The 24,673-nt window shown below is 58.4% G+C and carries 18 protein-coding genes and 1 tRNA gene; 5 read left to right on the top strand and 14 right to left on the bottom strand.

Translation table 11 applies throughout. From position 1 onward, the window contains the following. The first annotated feature begins 85 nt into the window (after positions 1–85). Positions 86–162, top strand: a tRNA-Met gene (locus B3041_RS01150). Between the two features lie 88 nt (positions 163–250). Here B3041_RS01150 and amiC read toward each other — a convergent pair. Together amiC and B3041_RS01160 are read right to left on the bottom strand one after the other, a co-directional pair. Beyond that, complete coding sequence (amiC, locus tag B3041_RS01155; protein ID WP_065648294.1) at positions 251–1,486, bottom strand: N-acetylmuramoyl-L-alanine amidase AmiC; 1,236 nt, start codon at positions 1,484–1,486, stop codon at positions 251–253. 18 nt (positions 1,487–1,504) lie between these two features. Then, a complete protein-coding gene (locus B3041_RS01160) occupies positions 1,505–1,702 on the bottom strand; it encodes a hypothetical protein (RefSeq protein WP_139074171.1) in 198 nt (65 codons plus the stop codon). 16 nt (positions 1,703–1,718) lie between these two features. On the opposite strand from B3041_RS01160, the gene argA reads away from it, so the two are divergent. After that, positions 1,719–3,047 (top strand): amino-acid N-acetyltransferase, encoded by a 1,329-nt coding sequence (gene argA / locus B3041_RS01165; protein WP_292968614.1) that lies wholly within the window; start codon positions 1,719–1,721, stop codon positions 3,045–3,047. 189 nt (positions 3,048–3,236) lie between these two features. Here the strand turns inward: argA and recD are convergent, their stop codons facing one another. The 12 genes from recD to rppH form a co-directional block, all read right to left on the bottom strand. Then, a complete protein-coding gene (gene recD / locus B3041_RS01170; RefSeq protein ID WP_292968616.1) occupies positions 3,237–5,084 on the bottom strand; it encodes an exodeoxyribonuclease V subunit alpha in 1,848 nt (615 codons plus the stop codon). Next, complete coding sequence (gene recB, locus B3041_RS01175; protein WP_292968618.1) at positions 5,081–8,623, bottom strand: exodeoxyribonuclease V subunit beta; 3,543 nt, start codon at positions 8,621–8,623, stop codon at positions 5,081–5,083. The genes recD and recB overlap by 4 nt, the downstream gene beginning before the upstream one ends. Next, a complete protein-coding gene (ptrA, locus tag B3041_RS01180; protein WP_292968619.1) occupies positions 8,620–11,514 on the bottom strand; it encodes a pitrilysin in 2,895 nt (964 codons plus the stop codon). Before ptrA ends, recB begins: the two co-directional genes overlap by 4 nt. A 90-nt stretch (positions 11,515–11,604) precedes the next feature. Further along, entirely contained in the window at positions 11,605–14,985 is a 3,381-nt protein-coding gene (gene recC / locus B3041_RS01185) for an exodeoxyribonuclease V subunit gamma (protein ID WP_065648289.1), read from the bottom strand. A gap of 36 nt (positions 14,986–15,021) precedes the next feature. Then, positions 15,022–15,357, bottom strand: coding sequence for a prepilin-type N-terminal cleavage/methylation domain-containing protein (locus tag B3041_RS01190; RefSeq protein WP_240484884.1), 336 nt, complete (start codon positions 15,355–15,357; stop codon positions 15,022–15,024). After that, a complete protein-coding gene (locus tag B3041_RS01195) occupies positions 15,341–15,769 on the bottom strand; it encodes a DUF2509 family protein (RefSeq protein WP_065648288.1) in 429 nt (142 codons plus the stop codon). Before B3041_RS01195 ends, B3041_RS01190 begins: the two co-directional genes overlap by 17 nt. Beyond that, positions 15,766–16,305 (bottom strand): prepilin peptidase-dependent protein, encoded by a 540-nt coding sequence (locus B3041_RS01200; protein WP_414692339.1) that lies wholly within the window; start codon positions 16,303–16,305, stop codon positions 15,766–15,768. Before B3041_RS01200 ends, B3041_RS01195 begins: the two co-directional genes overlap by 4 nt. Then, positions 16,296–16,766, bottom strand: a complete 471-nt coding sequence (locus B3041_RS01205) for a prepilin-type N-terminal cleavage/methylation domain-containing protein (RefSeq protein ID WP_065648286.1) — start codon at positions 16,764–16,766, stop codon at positions 16,296–16,298. Before B3041_RS01205 ends, B3041_RS01200 begins: the two co-directional genes overlap by 10 nt. Before the next feature lie 188 nt (positions 16,767–16,954). Beyond that, entirely contained in the window at positions 16,955–17,749 is a 795-nt protein-coding gene (thyA, locus tag B3041_RS01210) for a thymidylate synthase (protein ID WP_065648285.1), read from the bottom strand. After that, positions 17,746–18,627: a prolipoprotein diacylglyceryl transferase gene (gene lgt / locus B3041_RS01215; protein ID WP_065648284.1), complete on the bottom strand. Its 882-nt coding sequence runs from the start codon at positions 18,625–18,627 to the stop codon at positions 17,746–17,748. The genes thyA and lgt overlap by 4 nt, the downstream gene beginning before the upstream one ends. Positions 18,628–18,739: 112 nt before the next feature. Beyond that, complete coding sequence (gene ptsP, locus B3041_RS01220; RefSeq protein ID WP_065648283.1) at positions 18,740–20,986, bottom strand: phosphoenolpyruvate--protein phosphotransferase; 2,247 nt, start codon at positions 20,984–20,986, stop codon at positions 18,740–18,742. Between the two features lie 12 nt (positions 20,987–20,998). Continuing rightward, positions 20,999–21,529, bottom strand: coding sequence for an RNA pyrophosphohydrolase (gene rppH, locus B3041_RS01225; protein WP_039379969.1), 531 nt, complete (start codon positions 21,527–21,529; stop codon positions 20,999–21,001). A 716-nt stretch (positions 21,530–22,245) separates the two neighbouring features. Between rppH and mutH the strand changes: the two genes are divergently transcribed. The 3 genes from mutH (at position 22,246) to B3041_RS01240 (ending at position 24,526) form a co-directional block, all read left to right on the top strand. Then, on the top strand, positions 22,246–22,899 hold the full coding sequence (mutH, locus tag B3041_RS01230) for a DNA mismatch repair endonuclease MutH (protein WP_414692341.1): 654 nt from the start codon (positions 22,246–22,248) through the stop codon (positions 22,897–22,899). A 224-nt stretch (positions 22,900–23,123) separates the two neighbouring features. Further along, a complete protein-coding gene (locus B3041_RS01235; protein WP_065648281.1) occupies positions 23,124–23,342 on the top strand; it encodes a YgdI/YgdR family lipoprotein in 219 nt (72 codons plus the stop codon). Positions 23,343–23,485: 143 nt separating this feature from the next. After that, positions 23,486–24,526, top strand: coding sequence for an NADP(H)-dependent aldo-keto reductase (locus B3041_RS01240; protein ID WP_292968631.1), 1,041 nt, complete (start codon positions 23,486–23,488; stop codon positions 24,524–24,526). The last annotated feature ends 147 nt before the right edge of the window (positions 24,527–24,673 follow it).

The raw sequence follows: 24,673 nt of genomic DNA on the forward strand, positions 1-24,673 counted from the left end.
AAGGTCGTCGGTTCAAATCCGGCCTCCGCAACCAATTGTCTTAAGAAGAATACAATGTGAAACGTCGCTCAGTGCGACAGACGGACGCGGGGTGGAGCAGCCTGGTAGCTCGTCGGGCTCATAACCCGAAGGTCGTCGGTTCGAATCCGGCCCCCGCAACCACTTCTTCTGATGAAGAAACACAAAACACCTTAACGGGTGTTTTTTTGTTTCTGCCGCCGGAAAAAGCGGCATCGCTGCCGCCCTGTCCTCAACGCTTTGCCAGCACGCCGCCTTTGTCAAAATAGGCTTTGATACCGTGAAAAATCGCTTCCGCCACCTGATGCTGATAGCGTGCGGTTCGCAGCTTGCGCTCCTCCTCCACATTACTGATAAACGCCGTCTCAACCAGAATTGACGGAATATCAGGCGCTTTCAGCACGGCAAAACCCGCCTGATCAACCGTACGCTTATGCAGATGGTTGATGCGTCCCATGCGCGTCAGTACCTCTTTGCCAAACTTCAGGCTGTCGCTGATGGTCTGACGCTGCACCATGTCAAACATTGTGTGGTCGAGATAGCGATCGCCGCTCATGCTGACACCGCCAATCAGATCGGCTTCGTTCTGCGTCTGTGCCAGGAAACGGGCTGCTGCAGAGGTGGCGCCGCGGGTGGAGAGCGCAAAGACCGAAGAGCCACGCGCTGCCCGGCTGGTAAACGCATCGGCATGAATTGAAACAAACAGATCGGCACGCTGCTTACGCGCTTTTGCTACCCGCACGCGCAGCGGAATGAACACATCTTCATTCCGCGTCATGTAGGCTTTCATATTGTGCTCTTTATCAATCAGTGCCCGCAGATAGCGACCAATTTTCAGCACAATATCCTTTTCACGCGTTTTATATTTACCGTGTGCGCCGGGATCCTCGCCACCGTGACCGGGATCGATCATGATGATAATCGGGCGATCGCGCCCCGCCTTGCCCGGCAACGGCGCCTGCACGGGCTGATCGCGCTCCAGATCGCCTTTGTTGTAATCATTCAGCAGCGCCAGCAGCGGATCGTCGGCGTGCGATGCCTGGCTTGGATAGAGATCCACCACCAGCCGGTTTTTAATGCCGGCCACAGGCGCGAGGGTAAAGGTCTTTGGTGCAACGTGACGTTTCAGCTCCAGCACAATTCGCACCGTATGCGGATCAAACTGCCCGACCCGTGCCGTTTTGATAAAGGGATCGTCGGTGCGCACCAGTTTATTGATGCCTTTCAGCGTCGGATTGATATGCAGGTTTTTGATATCAATGACCAGACGTTCAGGGTTACTCAACGCAAACTGCTTGTAGTGCAGCGGGATATTCGACTCCAGCGTGACGCGGGAGTACGTTGATGAAGGCCAGATGCGTACTGCAACAATGTGCTGACTCGCTGCCAGCCCGGTACGCGTTACGCTAAGGAGCCATAGCGCACCCGCACCCTGTAATAATCGTCTTCGGGAAAAAGCCTGGGACATGCCACTCCAGCTACTGTGTTATGGATAAATCCGCGTCAACTGACGCTCAGAAAGCGAAAACTTTATCCAATCTGGCAACGCTTGTCTCGTCGGAAAAGCCAGATAATGCAGGCTGTTATCACCGGATGCATCTGAAAAATCGTAAAGTAACGTCAGGCGCAACGCTTGCAATACGGCGCAAAACAGAATAAAAATACAATAATTACGAATAACCATTCACAGAGGGTGCACCGTGAAGGAACGCAGTACCGAGCTGGTTCAGGGTTTTCGCCATACCGTTCCCTATATTAATGCCCATCGCGACAAGACGTTTGTCATCATGCTGGGCGGCGAAGCCATTGAGCATGAAAACTTCTCCAGCATCGTTAACGATATTGGCCTGCTGCATAGTCTGGGCATCCGTCTGGTGGTGGTCTATGGCGCACGTCCGCAGATTGACGCCAGTATGGCGCAGCAGCAGCTGGAGCCGGTGTATCACAAGCATACCCGCGTAACCGATGCGCAATCGCTGGAGCTGGTAAAGCAGGCGGCGGGTCGTCTGCAGCTTGATATCACCGCACGCCTGTCGATGAGCCTTAACAACACCCCGCTGCAGGGTGCGCATATTAATGTGGTCAGCGGTAACTTTATCATCGCCCAGCCGCTGGGCGTGGATGATGGCGTTGACTACTGCCACAGCGGACGCATTCGCCGTATTGATGAAGAGGCGATTCATCGTCAGCTGGATAATAACGCGATTGTGCTGCTGGGTCCGGTCGCAGTCTCTGTGACCGGCGAAAGCTTTAACCTCACCTCAGAAGAGGTCGCCACGCAGCTCGCTATCAAGCTCAAGGCAGAGAAGATGATTGGCTTCTGCTCCGAGCAGGGCGTGACCGATCGCGCCGGCACCATTATTTCAGAGCTGTTTCCTGGCGATGCGCAGGCGCGCATTGATGAGATAGAGAGCGACGGTGATTTCCTGTCCGGTACGGTGCGCTTTCTGCGCGGCGCGGTTAAAGCGTGCCGCAGCGGCGTGCGCCGCAGCCATCTGATCAGCTATCAGGAAGATGGCGCACTGCTGCAGGAACTCTTCTCACGTGACGGTATCGGTACGCAGATTGTTATGGAATCTGCTGAGCAGATCCGCCGCGCCAATATCAACGATATTGGGGGTATTCTGGAGCTGATTCGCCCACTGGAGCAGCAGGGTATTCTGGTACGGCGCTCGCGTGAACAGCTGGAAATGGAGATCGATAAGTTTACGATCATCCAGCGCGATAATATGACTATCGCCTGTGCCGCGCTCTACCCGTTCCCGGATGAGCAGATTGGCGAAATGGCGTGTGTGGCCGTGCATCCCGACTATCGCAGCTCATCGCGCGGCGAGCTGCTGCTGGATCGCGTGGCGCTACAGGCGCGGCAGATGGGGCTGAAAAAGCTGTTTGTGCTCACTACCCGCAGCATTCACTGGTTCCAGGAGCGGGGCTTTACGCCAGTAGATATCGAGTCGCTGCCAGAGAGCAAGCAGCAGATGTATAACTATCAGCGTCGCTCAAAAGTGCTGATGGCAGATTTAAAATAAGCCACGATATTCCAGGGCCGCATTAATGCGGCCCCTACAGCATCCCGCAGGGGCGCCATTTATGGCGCCCTTGTTACGCATCAAATTTCGGAACACGTTATCCCCCAGGGCCGCATTAATGCGGCCCCTACAGCATCCGGCAGAGGCGCCATTTATGGCGCCCTGGCCACATTATTCTATACCGGGGCTTTATGCGTCAGACGTCGCGCCAAGCCGTGACAGCAGGCCGCTGCGGCGCTGCGTGCGCAGCTGGACCGCGCGACGGAAGATGTTTTCATCGCTGTAGAGCGTCAGCTGTCTGCGGGCACGCGTAATCGCGGTATAAATCAACTCCCGCGTCAGCACCGGTAAAAACTGAGCCGGCATCACCAGTGCAGTGTGCTCAAACTCCGAACCCTGCGACTTATGTACCGTCATTGCCCAGGCGGTATCGTGCGCCGGCAGTCGGCTCGGCTGTACTGCTTTAATTGTGCCGTCCGGCAGCGGAAAGAAGACTTTCAGCACGCCCTCCTCGTCTGTCAGCGTAATACCGATATCGCCGTTGAACAGCCCCAGCGCGCTGTCATTGCGCGTGACCATGACCGGCCGTCCGGGATACCAGCGGCTGCCGCCTGCAGGACGACGGATCAGCTGCAGCTGCATCAGCTTCTGCTCGATGCGCTGGTTAAGTCCTTCCACGCCAAACGGCCCTTCGCGCAGTGCGCACAGCAGCTGATAGCGCCCGAAAGAGGCGAGGATATCAGCCGGGGCAGCCTCCTCAGCCACTTGCTGCAGAAAGTCCCGATAACCTGCAGCAATCTCATTCAGCATACGCTGATACGCCTCACCGCTGTTCAGTGGCGCACGTGCGATATCGCTGAAGTTGCCCTGAAAGGCGCGTTCCACCGCCTGTGCATCGCCGGCGTTAACCGCTGCCGCCAGCTGGCCGATGCCGGATCTGGCGTCAAAACGGTAACTTTTACGCAGCAGACAGATGGCATCGCGCACCGCTGGCGCGTCGGTTTCATTACTGCCGTCAATCTCACAGCCGGTCATCAGCGTCAGCTGTGTGGCCCGGACCGGACTGTAGCCCGCCTCTGCACAGCGGCAGATATCGCCCAGTACCGCACCCGCCTCTACAGAGGCGAGCTGGTCGCGGTCGCCGAGAAAAATGACCCGCGCCTGTGATGGCAGCGCAGCGATCAGACTGGCCATCATGCCGAGATCTACCATCGAGGCTTCATCCACCACCAGCACATCGAGATGCAGCGGATTACCGGCATGATAGCGCAGGCGCTGCGTTTCCGGCTGCGCGCCCAGCAGGCGATGCAGTGTGGTGGCCTCTTCCGGAAAGCGCTGACGCTCCTCATCGCTGACCGCCAGCTGCTGCAGCGCTTTCCCCAGTGATTCCGTCAGGCGGGCCGCCGCTTTGCCGGTTGGCGCGGCCAGCTGAATACGCAGCGCGCCGTCACTCAGCCGAATCAGGGCCGCCAGCAGTTTTGCCACGGTCGTGGTTTTGCCGGTGCCCGGCCCGCCGGAAATCACTGCGGTTTTCTGTGTCAATGCGACGGCAGCGGCAATCTTCTGCCAGTCATCCGGCGCGGTGCCAAACAGCGCATCCAGCACGCGGCGTACCTGTTCCGGTGCAAACGGCTGCGGCGCGGCCTGAGGGTGGAAAAAGCGCGCTACGTCACCCTCATGATGCCATAAGCGATGCAGATAGAGCCGCTCGTCGCTCAGCACAACAGGCGCGGCGCGATCGTGGGTGCTGACCGCATCCCAGCCCGCCAGCAGGCTGTGCCAGTCGTGCGGCTCGCCGGCGGCCTGCCAGATCGCCTGCGCCAGTTCGGGATGACGACCGCGAAACAGCTGCTCGCGGTTCAGATGGGCCAGCGGCAGACAGACATGCCCTTCTCCGGCTTCAGCGCTGAGACAGGCAGCAGCCAGCAAACGGGCGGGCTCATCACTGGTGGCTATCAGCTGAGCAAACTGCACATCCAGCGAGCGCAGCAGCCGCAGCTCTGTTGCCTGCTTTAATAGCGTAGTGATATCGCTCATGCATCCTCTCCCTGCCCGCGAAACAGGCTATCAAGTTGTGTCACAAATTCAGCGGCAGGACGGGTGTAAAAGACCCCGTTAGCAGGCGAGCTGCCATCCATACCGCGTAAAAACAGATAAAACACGCCGCCGACATGCTGCTCATAGTTGTAATCCGGCAGCCGGTGCTGCAAAAACCGGTGCAGCGCCAGCGTATAGAGCTGATACTGCAAATCGTAGCGATGGTCAATCATCGCCTGCGCCATGGCATCCGGGGTATAGGCTTCATGACTCTCCCCCAGCCAGTTAGATTTGTAATCCAGCAGGTAGTATTTGCCTTCGCGGCGAAACACCAGGTCGATAAAGCCCTTGAGCATGCCCTGCACCTGACTGAAGTTAAGCGCGGGTGCCTGCGCGGAGAGCGGATCATGCTGACGCATCAGCTGGTCCAGCGCCGGCGCGGTCAGCAGGCCGCTGATAGGCAGATAAAACTCCATCTCAATCAGGCGATCGCGTACGCCTACGTCAGCCAGCCGGATCTGCTGCGCATTAAGCGGCGTAGTGACTACCCGCTCAATCCAGCTGCTCAGCACCGGCTGCCAGTGCAGCGGATAGCCATTCTGCTGCAGATGCTGTTCCAGCAGTGCCGTTCCGGGCGGCTGGGTAAAATCGATCGACTCAAACAGCTCATGCAGAAACGTACCCGGCGCGGCACCGCGCGGAAATTGATGTGGCGTCAGCGCCATCTCTTCGGTCGCCGCCTGCGGCTCTTCACCTGCCGCTTCCAGATCGAAGTGAGGCACCACATCCAGCAGGCGATGTGCGCTGTGCTGCTGCAAACCTGAATAGCTGGTCACGCGCCAGGATTCAGTCAGCTGGCGCGATATTGCGCGTGCGCGAAGGTCGTCGCGTGCGCCGGCCTGTACCTGCCAGCGCGCCGCTTCAGCACGATCGGCCATCACGACGTCACAACCCTCGCCGCTCAGCGCCTCCAGCAGCGCCCCGAGCTGCTCTGCCGTCGCCGCTTCGCCGCGCTGCAGCAGATAACCCAGCGCACTTTTATGCAGATCGCTCTCGCCCTCTTTTTTACGCGCGCCGCGAAACAGCGGCGCCACCCCGATGCTGCAGTGATAGATCGACCGCGTGAGGGCGACATAAAGCAGCCGCAGATCTTCTGCCAGTCGCTCCTGCTCCGCCAGCGCCAGGCTCTGCTCATCGCTCTGCAAATCCAGCACCGCGCTGAAGTTTTCGCGATCGTGGTAAAGCGCAATATCGGCCTCACGAAACCCTGCTGCAAACGGCAGCCACACCAGCGGATACTGCAGCCCTTTCGATTTATGAATGGTGACGATCTGCACCAGATGGCGATCGCTCTCCAGTCGCAGCTGCTGACTGGCTGACTGGCTATCGGGCCGCGCTATCTGCTGAGCCAGGTAACGCACCAGCGCGTGCGGGCTATCAAGCTGCGCGGCCGCTTCCTGCAACAGCTCTCCCAGATGCAGCAAATCGGTCAGGCGACGCTCGCCATTGTCCGACGCCAGCATATTTTCTGCCAGCTGGCGCTCCAGCATAATTTCCCGCAGCATCGGCAGCACACCACGCTGATGCCAGAGACGCTGCCAGCGCGCAAAGGTATCCACCAGCGTATCCCAGCCGCGCGCGTCGTGATCGAGCGCATCCAGCTGAGCCGCATCGAGCGCAAACAGCGAGGTCGCCAGCGCGGTACGCAGCATACGCTCCTGCTCCGGCGCCAGAATGGCCCGCAGCAGCCAGAGCAGCTCGCGCGCTTCCGGCGTCGTGTAAACGCTGTCGCGGTTGGAGAGATAGACTGACGGGATAGCAAGCTGTGCCAGCGCTTCACGGATCTGATTCGCTTCGTTGCGGCTGCGCACCAGCACCGTGATATCCGATGCCTGTACGGGCCGCAGCGCCGCCCCTTTCCCCAGCATCGCCTCGCCCTGCAGCCCTGCCTGCAGCCAGCGGCTGATATCCATTGCACACTGCTTTGCCATCTGCTGCTGATATTCGCTGACGCTGGCGCCGCTGCCAGGCTGCAGCCAGAAGCGCAGTGCAGGCTGCTCCCGGCCCTCAGCCTGCAGCGACAGCGCCTGGTTAGGCGGTGCAAACTGCACCGGCAAAAACGGAATTTCAGCAAACAGAAAAGGGGCCGGTAAGCGGGCGAAGAGCTGATTAACGCTCTTCACCATCGCAGGTGACGAGCGCCAGTTGGTGTCCAGCGTATAGTGTGCCGCAATTTCATTTCGCGCCCGGATATAGGTAAAAATATCCGCCCCGCGGAAGGCATAGATCGCCTGTTTGGGATCGCCAATCAGCAGCAGCGCATGGTCAGGCTGATGCATGTAGAGCGTACGGAAAATCCGGTACTGCTGCGGATCGGTATCCTGAAACTCATCAATCAGCGCCACCGGATAGCGCTGCCGGATCAGCTGCGCCAGCTGTGCGCCCCCCGCCTGCTGCAGCGCATCGTCAAGGCGGCTCAGCAGATCGTCAAAGCCCAGCAGCGCCTGCAGCCGTTTCTGTTTATGCACTGCCTCGCGCACTTCGGTCAGCGCCCGCGCAATGACCACATCGCGCAGCGACAGCGGCTCGGCCAGAAAGGCATCAATTGCGCTGAACAGCGCGTGACGGGGTGCGTCGCCTTTTTTGGTTTTCTCTTCGAGGATGCGCTGCCCGAAGCGTGCCAGCTCGGCCGGCACCTGGTAATCACCGCTGTCGCTGTGAGCCCACTGGCTGACTTTACTGACCCAGGCGGGCAGATGTTTGCTGCTGTAGCTACGCTTATCCACCCCTGACTGCTCAACCAGCGTCAGCACGTCGTCGCCCAGCGATCGCCACTGCGCCTTGATCTCTGCGAGGCGCGCCATATTACGTGCGTGACGCGACGCGAGCGTCTCCTCTTTATCCGGCGGCAGCCGCAGCGATGGCGACTCCCCCTGCAGCCACGGGCGCAGGGTTGCCAGCAGCTGTTCCGGCCCCAGCCACTCGCTGACAATCACGCGCGCGATATCCAGCGTCAGCGGATAGCAGTGGCGTCGCCAGAAATCAGCCGTTGCCTGACGCAGCAGCGGATGCTCATCTTCAATCAGCTGCTGCTCAAACAGCATGCCGGACTCAAACGCATTAAGATTCAGCATGCGCTGGCAGAAGCCGTGGATAGTGAAAATAGCGGCTTCATCCATTTGTCTTTCCGCCGCCAGCAGCAGCGAGGCGGCCTCCGCCCGCTGCGGGATCGCCTGCAGCAGTGCGGTCAGCATCGGATCGCTGCTGACGCCGCGAATACAGGCGAGACGCAGCTCGTGGATATTGGCCCGGATACGGCCGCGCAGCTCAGCCGTGGCCGCCTCGGTGAAGGTCACCACCAGAATCTCTTCTACCGAAAGCGGGCGGCTGTAAGCGTTCTCTTCGCCCAGCCCAAGCAGCAGCCGCAGATAAAGCAGGCCAATCGTAAAGGTTTTACCGGTACCGGCAGAGGCCTCAATTAATCGCTCGCCGCGCAGCGGCAGCGTCAGCGGATTGAGGGATTCAGCACGCTGGCTCATGGCGTATCACTCTTAACCGGCAGCGACTGCTGCAGCTGTGCCAGCGCCGGCCAGGTCGTGAAGCCGGGTAGCGCTGCATAATCTGTCTTCGGCGTACGCTCCTGCGTACCGCTAATCTGGGAAATCATCGCCATTCCCTGCTGCCGGATCGCCTGCCGGAAGAAGGTGGCCAGGCGCACCGGCGTCAGCTGCTGCACCTGCGCAATCACTTTCTCACGCATGTCGAACGCATCATTCTGGCGGCTGAAGTCACGCTGGTAGCGGCTGGCTTCTTCTTCCAGCGTCTGAGGTCGCTGTTTCAGCTCATTGATCATCGCCTGCTGGTACTGCGCAAAAGTCTCTGGCTTCATGCTGCGCAGCCGCTGTTCTGCCTGCGGATAGAATGCCTGAAAGCGCTGCAGCAGGAAGGCGGGCTGCCGGCTGTTGCTCTGCAGCAGGAAACCGATGCCCCACTGACGACCTATCGGCATCTGATAAGTAAAGACGGCATAGCCGAGCTGCTCTTCTGTGCGCAGCTGGTTATAGAACCACGGCTGAATAATCTGGCTCAGCAGGGTGCTGGCGGCCATGCTCTGATATTCATCATACCCGGTGGGCACATAGAGTGCCGCCAGCGCCGAGTCGCTGCTGCTTCCTGCCTGCTGCAGATTCGCCTTAATGGCTTTATCCACCACGACATAGTCACTGCGCCATGGCGCCCGTTCGCTGCTCTGCAGCTGCGCTTTCAGCGTTGCGCCGAGCGTTTCTGTTTCTCTGGCTGAGAGATTACCCACCGCCAGCATCTCTGGCGTTGCCTGACGCAGCAGCGCGTCACGCCAGGCGATCACCTCCTGCAGCGTGATCTCCGGCAGCAACCGGCGTCGTTCATCGCGCTGGGTATAGGGCAGCTGTGACAGCATCTGCATCGGCTGGATCGCCTGTTCAAACGCTTTGCCTTTTTCAGCCGCATCCAGACGATCGCGATACCAGGATTTGGCCTGAGCGAGCTGCGATTCATCCGGACGGAAGCTGCTGTAACCGGCAACCAGCTCCTGCAGCAGCTGCGGCAAACGCTGGGTGAATCCGCTGGCGTTAAACACAATGCCATCATCTTCTCCCACCGAGAAACTGATCCCTCCCACCGACGCCTGTGAGTTAAGCTCATCCAGCGCCAGGCTGGAGAGATAATCATTCAGCCCGAACAGCACCTGCTGACGCGCGTCGCTGATAGCCGTCTTGTTGCGCAGCGCCAGCGTAATCGCCGCTTTCGGCTCGTCAGGATAGAACCGGCTCGGCATCCATAAAGTACGCATTGCCGCGTCATTACTGAGCACGATCGGATGCGTGTAGTTTTTCCCGTCGCGTGCAATCAGTGAAAAGTCAGTGGGAATATAGGGGTTGAGCGCGGGCAAAGAGAGCGCAATATGCGCTGCACGCTGCTGCCAGTCGCTGAACTGCGCCGCGCTGATTTTATCAACCTGGTACGGCGCATTCACAAAGTAGGCCTGCTGGTTGTGCGGCTCCTGCGGACTGATATACCAGATGCGGGCATTGTGTGGTGTCATCTCACTGAGGCGTGCCGCTACCGCCGCAGGATCGAAGCGATCGGCAAGGTAAGGGGCGTCAAGCGTGTGCGCGACCGGCACGCGCAGCATGGTGTCGGCCAGCCATTCAATGTAGTCCATGTCTCGGGTAATCGACGGGTAGCGGTAGTCAAGCGCCAGCACATGCGATACCTCATCAAAATAGCGTCTATCAATGCCGTTGCGGCGCAGCATATCGAGATAGCTGAAAATGGCGGCCACGACGTCATCGCGCTGCGCCAGCCCTTTATCCGTCAGCGATACGGAAATAGCAAAAACGCCGCTGCTGCGTTCGGTTACGGGATCGGCTCCTGCCGTCACGCCATCGGCCAGGCCCTGCTTCTGCAGCCAGTCATTCAGCGTGTTGGCACTGCGGTTACCCAGCAGATAGCCAATCAGCGTATCGGTTTTACTGCGGAAATCGGCGCTGTTGTTTGCGATACGAAACTCAATCTTCAGCTGTTTACGCGGCTGAGCCGGCACATAGTGAATGATAATGCCTTTCTGCGCATCGGTGACCACCGGTACATCTATCTCCGGCACGCTTGCCGGATGCGCCGCGACGCGCCCGAAGGTCGCGGCTGCCATCTCCGCCATCTCAGAGAGCGGTTTATTGCTGTAGATCACCGCTTTCATCAGGCTGGCAGAGTAATGGGTGCGGTAGAAGTCGCGCAGCGCCTGCTGCAGTTTGCTGCCCGGTTTATCACTCAGCGTCTCCAGATTACCGCCGGAAAAACGCGATCCCGGATGCTGCGGGTTCAGCGTCTCGGCACTTACCTGCGCCATACGCAGCCCGTCACGCGAGCGCGCCATCGTCAGCTCTGCGTTGACGGCATGACGTTCGCGATCGGCGTTGACCGGATCGAGCAGCGGCTCCGCAATCGCATCCGCAAGGCGATCCACCGCGGGCTGCAGCGCATCGTTCTCAACCTCAAGATAGAATGCAGTGCGGTAAGAGGCGGTGCTGGCGTTGTGGCTGCCGCCGTGCATTTTGAGAAATTCGGCGAGATTATCGGGCTGCGGGTAGCGCTTTGACCCCATCAGCACCATGTGCTCCAGATAGTGCGCCAGACCAGGCTGCTGGTCAGGATCGTCCAGCGAGCCAATCGGCAGCGTCAGCGCCGCCAGCGATTTAGGTGCCTCAGCGTCTGACACCAGCAGCACCGTCATGCCATTGCTCAGGGTAATTGCCTGATAGCTGCGCGGATCGCGATCGCTTTTGCGGATAATGTCATTAACCGGCTGCCAGCCCTGTCCGGTATCGGCAAAAACATTCAGCGCCAGCGTGCCCAACAGCAGCGCGCCGATACAGCGTGCGTAAATCCGCATGTAAACCCCTTAATCTTACTCTGCCCTGCGGCGGGTTTCCCGCGCAGGTTTATCAACTCAGTGTTCTGGTATAAGCGTGACGCTTAGCGGCTATTCATCATCCTGATGGGCGAGGCGTACCGGCAGATACCATTGCCGGGCCGCATTAATAATCGCCTGCAGCATCTCCTCATTCAGCGTGCGATTCAGGCGCTGGAGATAGGGATCGCTGCCCTCACCCTGCACCTGATAGCCGCCCTGCCACGCCTGCAGCAGCTTATTCAGCGCCTTTTTCTGCGTGGCTTCATCTTCCAGCAGCTGGCCGCTTTTGCGATCAAAGCTCGCCTCCAGCCAGGCGCCGCCGCTTTTGTTTAACAGTAGCAGCGGCTGCGCCAGTCCCTGCTCGCAGGCGGCGGCGTACTCTGCCAGCAGCGCCTGCGCGCGGCCGGCATCAACGGCATGAAAGCGCCAGCGGCTCTGTTTGCGGCCATACATCCGGCTTACGCCGCTGCCGCCCAGCGCACAGTAAACCAGATGCTCCAGCCACAGCTGCAGGCCGTCATTCATGTTCAGTACGCCTGGCCGCCAGCGCAGCAGACCATCAGCCTGCACCTGCGTCAGCCAGCCGGTCAGCCGCACGGCACCAAGCTGCAGATTCACTTCCTGACTCTCTGCCGGCAGACGCTCTCCGGCGACTTCTGCCGCAACCTCCTGCATCTCTTCGGTCTGACTCTGCCAGAAAAGTTCACCAAAAGCGCCATAAGGCAGGTTACCTGCGGCCCGGTGATGCGCATAGAGCTGCTGCGGATCCTCACCGTTTACCAGCACATTGAGCAGCTGTGCGTTTAGCTGATAGCGTTCCAGGCTATCGGGTGCAAAAGGCTCGCTGTCGGGCAGTTCGCTCTCTTCTGTCCAGAATGAGACGCCAAGACGCTGCTGAAACCAGGCGCGAACCGGATGACGCCAGAAGCGCAGCAGCTGCTCCAGCGTGACGACGTCCTGCGTTTTCACCGCCAGCGGCTGCACGAAATCGGGCTGTGCCACGCCGCGGCCGGTGGCTGCCGGCAGCCACTCGGCAGCGAAGCTCTGCCGGTGGCTATAAGGAGTAAAATTCTCTGCCGCAAAGGGCATGCGGCTGTGCAAAGTTTGTAAGTGCTCACGTACACGCTTTTCACTGACGTCAGGTTCGCACTGCTCATCACCCGGCAGGCAGAAACTCTGCCCCAGATAATCAAGCAGTTCTGTGACCAGCACCGAAGGATAGCGCTCGGTGTTATCCTGAATCGCCCGACCGATATAGCTGATGTAAAGCTGCTGCTGAGCGGAAATCAGGGCTTCAAGGAACAGATAGCGATCGTCATCGCGCCGGCTGCGGTCGCCTTTGCGCGTCTGCTGCTGCATCAGGTCAAACCCTACCGGAGCCAGCGTGCGCGGGTAGACACCATCATTCATTCCCAGCAGGCAGACGACTTTAAAGGGGATCGAGCGCATCGGCATCAGCGTACAGAAGTTTACCGGCCCTGCCAGAAAACGCTGACTGATGCGCTGCTGATCGAGGCGTGAACGCAGCTCATCGCGCAGCAGCGTCACCGGCACCGGCTGCTGGTAAGCAGAACCCACGCCCTGCTCAATAATCTCTTTCCACTGCGTCTCTACCAGCAGCAGCGCTGCCTCGCTTTCAGCATCACCGCTGAAAAAACTGTCAATCAGCTCACGGCACAGCGGCAGCCACTCAGCCAGCGTGCGCTCGCCGGCCAGCCGGCTGCGCCAGGTATCAAGCCGCGTCAGCAGCTCGGCCAGATGCCCTGCCAGCTCTGCGATCAGGCCGCTTGACTCGTCGTAAGGCAGGATCCCCTGCCAGTCACCGTTGCGGCTCTCTAGCGCATACCCCAGTAACATACGCTGCAGGCCAAAGCGCCAGGTGTGCTGGCCGGTAACCGGCAGCGACAGCGCTTCAATACTGGCATCGTCCAGTCCCCAGCGAATGCCGGACTCCATGACCCAGCGGCGCAGCAGACGCAACCCGCTCTCATCCACGGAAAAGCGCTGCGCCAGCGCCGGCACTTCCAGCAGCGCGAGGATCTCTTCTGAGGCGAAGCGGCTTTCCGGCAGCGTCAGCAGGCTTAGCAGCGCCAGAATGGCCGGATGTGCCTGACTGGCGCGGCGGTCCGAAATCGCAAACGGCAGATAGCGGTCCGGTGGTGCGCTGGCAAACGCCGCCTGAATAAAGGGCGCATAGCTGTCAATGTCTGCCACCATGACGATGATATCGCGTGGCTTAAGCTCAGGATCGGCCTCCATCATTGCCAGCAGATGATCCTGCAGCACCTCGACTTCACGCTGTGCGCTGTGGCAGATCTGCAGCGTGATGGAGCGATCGGCCGGATCGAGACGGCGCTTCTCTGCGCTGTTCATCAGTTCTCCGGCACTCAGACCAATCACCGCGCGATCGTCAAGATTCAGTAAGTCAGCCTGCAGGCTGTGCAGCAGCGTGTCATCAGGCAGATCGACAAACGCATCAATGTCGTTGGCCGCTGACTCCATCTGGCTGAGCAAAAACAGGTTGTCGCGTCCCAGCTTTCCCCACGAGGCAAGCAGCGGGTTTGTCAGCTGCTGCTCACCGCTGCTGTTAAACAGCGTGGAGGCGGCTTCAGGTTCGCGAAACAGGGGCAGCGTCTCTTCTGAATGCAGGCGGCGCCGCTGACGGCTCTGCAGCTTTGCCAGAAATGCGTAATCCTGAATATCTCCCCAGTAGTGGCGGCAGGGATTAGTAAAGAGCAGATGAATATCGATATGGCGGCCCAGCGCTTCAAGCGCCTGCAGGTAGACGGGCGGCAGCGCAGAAATACCGCAGATAAACACACGCGGCGGCAGACCAGGCGGCGTGCTTTCAGCCCGTTCCAGCGTTTCAATAAAGCGGGCGTACAGATTGGCACGGTGCCACATCGGCTGACCGAGGCTTTCCGTAAAGCTGACCAGATCGCGCCAGAGCGCCGCCTGCCACTGCTGAGCGTCACCCAGTCCCTCAATCAGTGCACCACGCTCCCAGCTGTTGAGCCAGTCAGCACGATAGACCAGATACTGGTCAAAGAGGTCGGCGACGCGGGTGCTGAGCTGGTAGAGCTTACGCTTGTCGTCATCATCCTGCAGATAGAGCCGCAGCGACTGAAACGTTTCCTGCTCCAGCAGCACCGGCAGGCGCTGCATCAGCTTCCAGCTCATGTTGGCTTTGGTAAAGGCGCTCTCCTCCGGGATCCCCGGCAGCACTTTGACAAACATGCTCCAGATAAAGGTGGCAGGCAGTGGAAAATCGATATTTGCGGCAATGCCAAAACTGTTTGCCAGCTCCATCTGCAGCCACTGTGCCATTCCCGGGCTCTGCACCAGCACCTGTTCAGCCGCAAACGGATCGGCGAGAGGCTGGTTTTCAATCAGAATGCCTGCCAGATTTTTCAACAGATCGAGCTGATTGGAGTGGTAAACCCGGAACATAATTCTCCTTTAACAAAGCAGTACAATACAGCCTGGTCACTCTACCCTTAAACGGTGGAGATGCCTATTAATCTGCTCATCTTCGTGACATTTCAGCCGTGACAGCACGGCCGTGCGCTGATGCGGTCCGGTTACGGTCACCCGTTCCAGCGTGCAGCTGCCTGGCAGGATCTGCTGCTGGCGCTGCGTGTGCCAGCCCGCTGTGTCATAGCCCAGCAGTGCCTGCTGCGCGACCTGCCACGCCTGACGCTGCTGCCACTGCTGGCTAAACCCCAGCGTCAGCGCGCGCTGATAGTGCAGCAGCGTCGTGATGCTCAGTGCCAGCAGCAGCATGCCTACCAGCGCCTCTGCCAGACTAAATCCCTGCTGCAATCGCCTCTCCCGGACACGCTTCCGGTGCGTCCAGCGGGCAGAAGTCGATCCAGCCGTGCGGCAGTGCCAGCACGCGCATGCCACTGAGCTCAACCCAGTGGTAGAGCCAGAGTGCGCTGTCTGCCTGACGCGCTGATAACAAACCATGCCCCTCCTCCCTGCGCAGCAGACAGCTCTGCCACTGCGCGGTTATCCACTGCTGGCACTGCCAGCCATCAGCGGGTGACCACTGCTGCTGCATTCCCCAGCGCAGCGCCGCCTGCGCCTGGCTGTGGTGCTGAAAGTAGTGCTGTGTATCGGCCACCAGTACTATGCTGCGGCTCAATTGCTGGCGGGTGGCATGCAGCGTTACGCCTCCCAGCAGCAGCAGTATCATGACCATGCCGAGCGTACTGTTACCCTGCTGTTTCACAGATTGAGGCCTTCAATAATGCGCACCAGCGTGACCTGCTGCTGACCTGCGCGCGCCGCCAGCTCCAGCCGCAGCTTCCGCTGCTGGCGGCTGACGTGAAAGTGCTCAAGCCGCATAAACGCGGGGTCGGTGATGCGCTCCCAGCCGCTGCCGTGACACGCCTCAACGCCACGCTGCATCTCCAGCTGGCCGTTGCGCAGACGATAGCCGTAGTAATCACTGTCGCTGTGTCCCGCGCCCTCCCAGCGACCGTTGCTGTTCTCATCCCAGCGCAACAGCACACAGCTGCCGCTGTTTGCCAGCGTCAGTGGCGCCCCGCGGCACGTTCCCCGGCAGTAGCCCGCCCGGCGCAGCGCTTTTTCCAGCGTGCCGGCTATCTGCTCCAGCTCCTGCTGCAGCTGTACCCGCTGCTGCAGCCGCAGATTCTGTTCCAGCAGCAGCGGCAGAAAACGTCCCAGGCTGAGCATCAGCATGGCGCTTATCGCCAGCGCAATCAGCGTTTCCAGCAGGGTGAAGCCGGCCTGAGCTATTCGCACGCCGCTGCCTCCGGCTGGCAGAGACGAATACGCGCGCGGGCGGAGATGATCACGCGCCAGCGCCCGGCAGCGCTGGCCATTTCCACGCTACCGGCGCGCGCCACATCCCTGCGCCCGTAAAAACCGGGCTCGCCCGTCAGTGCGCTAAGGTGTATGCCCGCATGCGGTGGCGTAAACCACCAGCGCGAGGGAGTATTACAGCCTGCAACGGGTACCGGCCCGGTACCAAGGCAGCCCCCCTGACCCGGCTGCAGCCAGAGCTTTAGCTCACGGTTATGCCAGCCCGCGTGCGCACGCAGGTGCAGCAGAAATGCCTGCAGCTGCAGCACGCTTTCGCGCAGTTGCTGCTGCTGCTGCCAGCGCTGGAATCCAGTTATGGCCCCGCCTCCCAGTACGCCTGTAATGATCATGACGATCAGCAGTTCCGGCAGGGTAAATCCGCAATGAGTATCTCTGTTCATGGCGTCACTCTGCCGTCAGCGCAGCAGCGGCACAAGCGCTATGGTTGTGCCATCAGGCGTGGCTCACAGGCACCATTCCGCCGGTGCAGAGATAACCATTTTTTTGTGCGACAGCGCCAGAAATGCATGCTGTCCAGGCAAAAAAAAGCCCTGCACAGTGGCAGGGCTCAGGCGCGCTCAGCGGCAGATCAGACGGCAACAGGCGCCTTGATCGCCGGATGGGGATCGTAGCCCTCTACTTCAAAATCCTCAAAGGTATAGTCGAAAATTGAGGCCGGTTTGCGCTTAATCACCAGCTTCGGCAGCGGGCGCGGTTCGCGGGTCAGCTGCAGACGAGCCTGCTCCAGATGATTGCTGTAAAGGTGGGTATCGCCACCGGTCCAGACAAAATCACCCACTTCCAGATCGCACTGCTGCGCGACCATATGCACCAGCAGCGCATAGCTGGCGATATTAAATGGCAGGCCGAGGAAGATATCGCATGAACGCTGATAGAGCTGGCAGGAGAGTTTGCCGTTCGCGACGTAGAACTGGAAAAAGGCGTGGCAGGGTGCCAGCGCCATCTGATCCAGCTCACCCACGTTCCAGGCCGAGACGATAATACGGCGTGAGTCCGGATCGCGTTTCAGCTGCTCAATGACCCGGCTTATCTGATCGATCTCTGCGCCAGAGGCACTGCCCCAGCTGCGCCACTGCTTGCCGTAGACCGGACCTAAATCCCCGTTTTCATCTGCCCACTCATCCCAGATAGTGACCTTGTTCTCTTTCAGATACTGAATGTTGGTCTCACCTTTCAGAAACCACAGCAGCTCGTGAATGATAGAGCGCAGGTGCACTTTTTTGGTGGTGACCAGAGGAAAGCCTTCCTGCAGATTGAAACGCATCTGGTGGCCAAAAATGGAAAGCGTGCCGGTACCGGTACGGTCCGCTTTTTCTGCACCTTCATTCAGCACATGCTGCATCAGTTCCAGATACTGTTTCATTTTACCTCTCGGGTTTGTTGCTGCGGACGACGACGATACGCCCAGACCATCATGATAATACCCGCCAGAATCATCGGCACAGAGAGAATCTGTCCCATGCTGATGCCGCCTTCAAACAGCCCCAGCTGCGCATCCGGCTGGCGGAAAAACTCGACAATAATGCGAAACGCGCCGTAACCAATCAGGAACAGGCCGGAGACGCTGCCCATAGGACGCGGTTTGCGGATAAACAGGTTAAGAATTATAAACAGCACCACGCCTTCCAGGCACAGCTCATAGAGCTGGGAGGCGTGACGGGGCAGCACGCCATAGGTGTTCAGCAGCTGCTGATACTGCGGGTTATTGACCGCCAGCGCGAGATCTTCGCTGCGCGATCCCGGAAACAGCATGGCAAACTTAAAATCAGGCGCCACGCGGCCCCACAGCTCACCGTTGATAAAGTTACCGAGACGACCCGCGCCAAGCCCAAACGGGATCAGCGGCGCAATGAAGTCAGACACCTGGAAGAACGTACGCTTCGTGCGACGGGCAAATATCAGCATGACCACAATCACGCCAATCAGGCCGCCGTGGAAGGACATGCCGCCATCCCAGACTTTAAACAGATAGAGCGGGTTTTCCAGAAACAGCGGCAGATTATAAAACAGCACATAGCCGATACGGCCACCCAGAAAGACGCCGAGGAATCCGGCATAAAGCAGGTTTTCCACTTCGTCTTTCGTCCAGCCGCTACCGGGCTTATTGGCGCGGCGCACCGCAAGCCACATGGCAAAAACAAAGCCCACCAGATACATCAGGCCGTACCAGTGAAGCGAAATCGGTCCGATAGAGAAGATCACCGGATCGAATTGGGGAAATGAAATGTAGCCGTTATTCATTATTCACCATCGATTTTTCTGCCCAACACGGGCGTGGCTAAAGGGCCAGACAATAAAAGGCTGCGCATCATAGCACAGCCGCTTTTCACAATTTCCGCAGAAATGTAAACCGTTAACGACCGCCGCGAATCAGTCCACCCAGGCCGCGACGCTCCATAAATGCTGCAACCAGATGACGCACTTCCGAAGCGGTATGCGCCGCAATGCCCTGCTGACTTAGCTTCTGTACTTCCTCCCGATCCAGATGCCGCAACAGGTACTTCACCCGCGGAATATTTTTGCCGTTCATGCTGAGATGATGATAGCCAAGCCCGACCAGCAGCGCGACACACATGGGATCGCCCGCCATTTCACCACACAGGCAGAGCTCAAGTTTGGCTTCCCGGGCTTCACGCGCAATGGTATGCAGCGCGCGCAGCATCGCAGGATGCAGTGGATCGTAGAGGTTTGCGACCCGGGTGTTATTGCGATCCACCGCCAGCAGATACTGCGTCAGATCGTTGGTGCCGACCGAGATAAAATCAACGCGGCTGGCCAGATGCGGGATCATAAACAGCATTGAGGGCACTTCGATCATAACGCCGATACGCGGCCGGGGAATGGGATAGCCCAGTACCTCCTCCACTTCACGTCCGGCGCGATCAATCAGCCGGCGCGCGTCATCGATCTCATCAATATGGCTGATCATCGGCAGCAGAATATTGAGGTTCCCGGAGGCGACGTTGGCGCGCAGCATGGCCCGTACCTGGACCAGAAAGATCTCCGGCTGATCGAGCGTCAGGCGAATACCGCGCCAGCCCAGACAGGGGTTCTCTTCGCTGATCGGCATGTAGGGCAGCTGTTTGTCCGCGCCCACGTCCAGCGTGCGCAGCGTGACCGGCTTATTGTAAAACAGCTGCAGCATGCCCTGGTACTGCGCCACCTGCTCCTCTTCTGACGGGAAGCCGCTTTGCAGCATAAACGGGATCTCTGTGCGATAGAGACCGATGCCATCCACCCAGCTGTCCAGCGCCTGCTCATGCTCCGGGCTAAGGCCGGCGTTGAGCATGACCTCTACCCGCTCACCACTTTTTAGCTCCCCGGGCTGATCAACCACACCTTCAGCCATTTTGCTCAGCGCATTCTCTTCGCTGATCAAACGCTGATACTCCTGTACCAGCACCGGCTCAGGATCGATCAGGACTTCCCCGCGATAGCCATCCACGATCAGCTGCCGCTTGTTGAGCTGCACTGGCAGGATATCGGCACCCATCACGGTCGGGATCCCCATCGCCCGCGTCAGGATCGCCGCATGTGAGTTGGCGGCACCGTCGCGCACGACCACGCCTGCCAGCCGCTCATGCGGCAGCTCGGCCAGCGTGGTGGCCGTAAGCTCATCAGCCACCAGCACAAAACGTTCCGGCCAGGCGTTGGTCCCCACCAGCGTGTCATCAAGGTGGAACAGCAGTCGCTGCCCCAGTACCCGCAGATCGCCGGCCCGTTCGCGCAGGTAGTGATCCTGCAGACTGGCAAACTGCGCAGCAAACTTTTCGATCACGGTTTTCACCGCCCACTCGGCCACCGATCCGCGTTCGATCTCCGCAAACAGATCTTTCTTCAGCCGCGCATCGGTCAGCAGATGCGAGTAAAGATCGAAGATGGCCGCGCTCTCTTTCTGCACACCTGCCGCAAAGCGTTTACTGAAACGGCGGAATTCATTGCCCGCTTCACCCATCGCCACCACCAGTCGCTCGCGCTCCCGCTGTGGATCCAGGGTTGATGCGGCAGAGACCTGGTCCAGCAGCGGCTGTGTTTCATCCACCCAGCCGGTTGCCACCGCAACGCCCGGAGAGGCGGCAATGGCTTTAACACGGGTTTGCCGGAACTGGCCAAATAGCTGGCCGAGCTGTGACTGGGAGAGCAGTCCCGCCATTTGCGTGGCGAGCGTCACCAGAAATGACTCTTCACTCTCATCAAACTGACGGTGTTCGCGCTGCTGTACCACCAGCACGCCCAGTAGCTGACGACGGCTGATGATGGGTACGCCAAGGAAAGAGCGATAACGCTCTTCTTTTACGGCAGGAATATATTTGAAACTGGGGTGACTCTGCGCATCGGCCAGGTTAATGGGTTCAGCAAGCCGGCCAACCAGGCCGACAATACCTTCATCAAACGCCAGCGCAATGGTACGGCCGCGCGGCTTTTTCAGACCGCGGGTCGCCATCAGGTAGTAGCAGTGTCGATCGTGATCCGCGAGGTAAACCGAGCAGACCTCGGTCTCCATCGCCAGGCAGATTTCGTTAACCAGAATGTCGAGTGCTTCATTCAGACGCGGTGCACCCGCCACTTTTTCTACTATTTCTCGCAACTGAGTGAGCATAAGGGGCGTGGCCTATCCTCTTTTACGACGGTGGGCAACAGGGTTATTGCGCTGCCCCACACTCTCCTGCATCGACATTACCACGCCAGCAAACTCTTTCATGACGCGCCGGTAAACATCGCGCTTGAAGGAGACCACCTGACGTACCGGATACCAGAAGCTCACCCAGCGCCAGCCATCAAACTCGGGTGTGCTGCTGTGTTGCACATTGATATCCGCGTCATTACACATCAACTGCAGAAGAAACCACTTCTGTTTCTGGCCGATACAGACCGGCTTTGTATCCCAACGCACCAAACGTTTAGGCAACTTGTAACGTAACCAGTTACGGGTTGAAGCAAGTATTCGAACATCTTTGCGGTGTAAACCCACTTCTTCGAACAGTTCGCGATACATCGCCTGCTCTGCGGTTTCACCCGGATTGATGCCTCCCTGAGGAAACTGCCAGGAGTGCTGTCCAAAGCGCCTGGCCCATAACACTTGCCCCTGCCTGTTGCAGATTACGATACCAACATTCGGGCGGTAGCCATCATCATCGATCACTGGACTACCTCAAAGCTTAATTTGAATGGTCTGATTGTTTCACACTCCTTACAGGCGGTAAACCACTGGATAAGCCGGACCTTCGCAGAATAAAAAAGAGTTAACCCACAGAGATGAGTTAACTTATAAACAGTTAACCGGCGCCGCACGCGATCTTATGCACTTTTTCTGTGGATAGCTTTGTGCAGAACGCGGTAATTAGCTGCAGACAGTTTGCTGCCAGAGCAAAGCAGAAGATTCTTATCTTCAGATAAAGATATTTACTATCAGTGTATTAACAGGAAAATCGCTGTCTGGATCGCGGTTTTTTTTCTGTACCTGCAAGGTGCAGAGAGCCATGTGGTTAATAATTAACCACCGTTGTTTTTATCCACAAGTAACGCCCTAAACCTGGTCAGATGCTGTAAAAAAATCGCGCATTGCGCTCTGCCATGCCCTGTAAATACAAACAGGCATGGGTTCAGAGCGGGCTTATCCCACTTATCTGTGGATAACTTACACTGATATCCTGTTTATTGTGGCAGACAAATCGGGATAAAATGCCCGTGAGAACACCACGCTTTATAGCAGTCAGAAAAAAAACGGTGTGAATCATGCTATTATGATGCCCGTTCAGAAAGAGGCTGTGTGGACAACCTGCCTGACCGCAAATTGATTAATTTTTAACCAGCCCAGATTCCATTATGACATCTCATGCCGCTTTACCTGCTAGCCCAATGACTGAAGAAGAGCTGCTGCAGCGTGCGTATCAGCTGGCCGGACAGCGGCTGGACACGCTGGCGGCCCGGCTTAACCTGCCTGTACCTGATAATCTCAAACGCGATAAAGGCTGGGTCGGTATGTTGCTGGAGCTGCATCTGGGTGCCAGCGCTGGCAGCAAAGCGGAGCAGGATTTTGCGCATTTAGGCATTGAGCTTAAAACCATTCCGATTGATGCTCAGGGTAAACCGCTGGAGACCACCTTCGTCTGTGTGGCGCCGTTAACCGGTAACAGCGGCGTCACCTGGGCGTCGAGTCATGTGCGCCATAAGCTGGCGCGGGTGTTGTGGATCCCGGTTGAGGGCGAGCGCACTATCCCGCTGGCTGAGCGTCGGGTGGGGACGCCCCTGCTCTGGCAGCCTGACGCTGAAGAAGAGCAACAGCTGCGCGCCGACTGGGAAGAGCTGATGGATATGATTGTGCTGGGGCAGGTCGAGCGTATTACCGCCCGTCACGGGGCCTGGCTGCAAATTCGTCCTAAAGCCGCGAATAACCGGGCGCTGACGGAAGCGGTAGGTGAACAGGGTGAACGCATCATGACGCTGCCGCGCGGTTTTTATCTCAAAAAGCGCTTTACGGGTGCGCTGCTGGCGCGCCATTTTTTACTGTAATACGCGACACAGATTTTATACTGCACGTTTCCCGATATCGGGTTTTGCCCTCATCCTCCCGTGGCGCCAGCGTCTTCTGATGCTGCGCAACCAGCAGGAAACGCGCCTGCTTGTCAAGCTAATGTACGTTGCCCCCCGCTTTTTTAAGAATCATGCGATTACTTCGTCACGTAAAAGCATTTATTACTACACTTTTGCAGTTAAGGCAGCTTAGGGAGCGGATAATGAAAGGGTTAGCGGGTGTAGCAGGTTTGCTGCTGGCAGCGGCAGTGCTGAGCGGGTGCAGCAGCGACTACGTGATGGCAACAAAAGATGGCCAGATGATCATGACTGAGGGCAAACCCTCTATTGATAAGGAGACCGGCTTGGTTGAGTATACCGACCGGCAGGGCCACGTTATGCAGATCAACGGCGACGAAGTGTCCACCATTATTGAACGTTAAGTGCCAGATTGAACGGCCTGCATGGTGTTTTCCTCTGTGCAGGCGATTTCCCGGAGTTTCCCCCCTTCCTTCCCGTGTGCCAGACAGGCTATAGTCCAAAAGGACAGAACATTCCGTTTCATAATGAAAAAAGGAAGCCGGCAATGCATTATCACCGTATCCCCCACAGTACGCTGGAAGTCAGTCAACTGGGGTTAGGCACGATGACGTTTGGTGAGCAAAATAGCGAAGCCGACGCCCACGAACAACTCGATTACGCTGTCAGCCAGGGCATCAATCTGATCGATACCGCAGAGATGTACCCGGTGCCGCCGCGTCCTGAAACCCAGGGATTAACAGAACAGTACATTGGCAGCTGGCTGAAAAAGCGCGGCAGCCGCGATAAAGTGATCCTCGCCAGCAAAGTCGCCGGTCCGGTTCGCGGCAGCGACGCGCTGATCCGTCCGCATCAGGCGCTCGATCGCAAAAATATCCGCGAGGCGCTGGATGCCAGCCTGAAGCGTCTGAACACCGACTACCTCGATCTTTATCAGCTGCACTGGCCGCAGCGCCAGACTAACTATTTTGGCAAGCTGGGCTACGAGTACAGCGAAAGTACCGCGACCGTAACGCTGCTGGAGACGCTGGAGGCGCTGACCGAACAGGTGCGTGCCGGTAAAATCCGCTACATTGGCGTCTCTAATGAGACCGCCTGGGGTGTAATGCGCTATCTGCAGCTGGCTGAAAAACATGAGCTGCCGCGCATTGTGACGATTCAGAACCCTTACAGTCTGCTGAACCGCAGCTTTGAGGTGGGGCTGGCTGAGATCAGTCAGCATGAAGGCGTGGAGCTGCTGGCTTATTCAAGCCTCGCATTTGGCACCCTGAGCGGCAAGTATCTGAACGGCGCGAAACCCGCTGGCGCACGCAACACGCTATTCAGCCGCTTTACCCGCTACAGCAGTGAGCAGTCACAACAGGCGATTGCCGCCTATGTCGATCTGGCAAAGCAGCATAATCTGGATCCGTCGCAAATGGCCCTCGCCTATGTACGCCAGCAGCCATTTGTTGCCAGCACCCTGCTGGGCGCGACCACGATGGAGCAGCTGAAAACGAATGTGGAGAGTTTCAATCTGACGCTGAACGCCGATGTGCTGGAAGCGCTGGAGACCATCCACCGGCAGTATACCTATCCCGCACCGTAATTTTTCAGGGTCGTATGAATGCGGCGGGAATTAGCGTAAGGGCGTCATGAATGACGCCCTTTTTAGTTGCGGCGAAATCGTATAAACGCGGCGGCGTCGCATACATACGCCAGGGTCGCATACATACGCCAGGGCCGCATGAATGCG

The sequence above is a fragment of the Pantoea sp. UBA4549 genome, from assembly GCF_002387285.1.
Classification (GTDB): Bacteria; Pseudomonadota; Gammaproteobacteria; order Enterobacterales; family Enterobacteriaceae; genus Pantoea; species Pantoea borealis.

Bases quoted from the DNA above. Each gene is read 5' to 3' on its own strand.
- B3041_RS01160 (WP_139074171.1), bottom strand. From the start codon at position 1,702: ATGGTTATTCGTAATTATTGTATTTTTATTCTGTTTTGCGCCGTATTG.
- B3041_RS01205 (WP_065648286.1), bottom strand. From the start codon at position 16,766: ATGAACAGAGATACTCATTGCGGATTTACCCTGCCGGAACTGCTGATC.
- B3041_RS01240 (WP_292968631.1), top strand. From the start codon at position 23,486: ATGCATTATCACCGTATCCCCCACAGTACGCTGGAAGTCAGTCAACTG.
- mutH (WP_414692341.1), top strand. From the start codon at position 22,246: ATGACTGAAGAAGAGCTGCTGCAGCGTGCGTATCAGCTGGCCGGACAG.
- ptrA (WP_292968619.1), bottom strand. From the start codon at position 11,514: ATGCGGATTTACGCACGCTGTATCGGCGCGCTGCTGTTGGGCACGCTG.
- recC (WP_065648289.1), bottom strand. From the start codon at position 14,985: ATGTTCCGGGTTTACCACTCCAATCAGCTCGATCTGTTGAAAAATCTG.
- lgt (WP_065648284.1), bottom strand. From the start codon at position 18,627: ATGAATAACGGCTACATTTCATTTCCCCAATTCGATCCGGTGATCTTC.
- recD (WP_292968616.1), bottom strand. From the start codon at position 5,084: ATGAGCGATATCACTACGCTATTAAAGCAGGCAACAGAGCTGCGGCTG.
- ptsP (WP_065648283.1), bottom strand. From the start codon at position 20,986: ATGCTCACTCAGTTGCGAGAAATAGTAGAAAAAGTGGCGGGTGCACCG.
- B3041_RS01235 (WP_065648281.1), top strand. From the start codon at position 23,124: ATGAAAGGGTTAGCGGGTGTAGCAGGTTTGCTGCTGGCAGCGGCAGTG.
- thyA (WP_065648285.1), bottom strand. From the start codon at position 17,749: ATGAAACAGTATCTGGAACTGATGCAGCATGTGCTGAATGAAGGTGCA.
- amiC (WP_065648294.1), bottom strand. From the start codon at position 1,486: ATGTCCCAGGCTTTTTCCCGAAGACGATTATTACAGGGTGCGGGTGCG.
- recB (WP_292968618.1), bottom strand. From the start codon at position 8,623: ATGAGCCAGCGTGCTGAATCCCTCAATCCGCTGACGCTGCCGCTGCGC.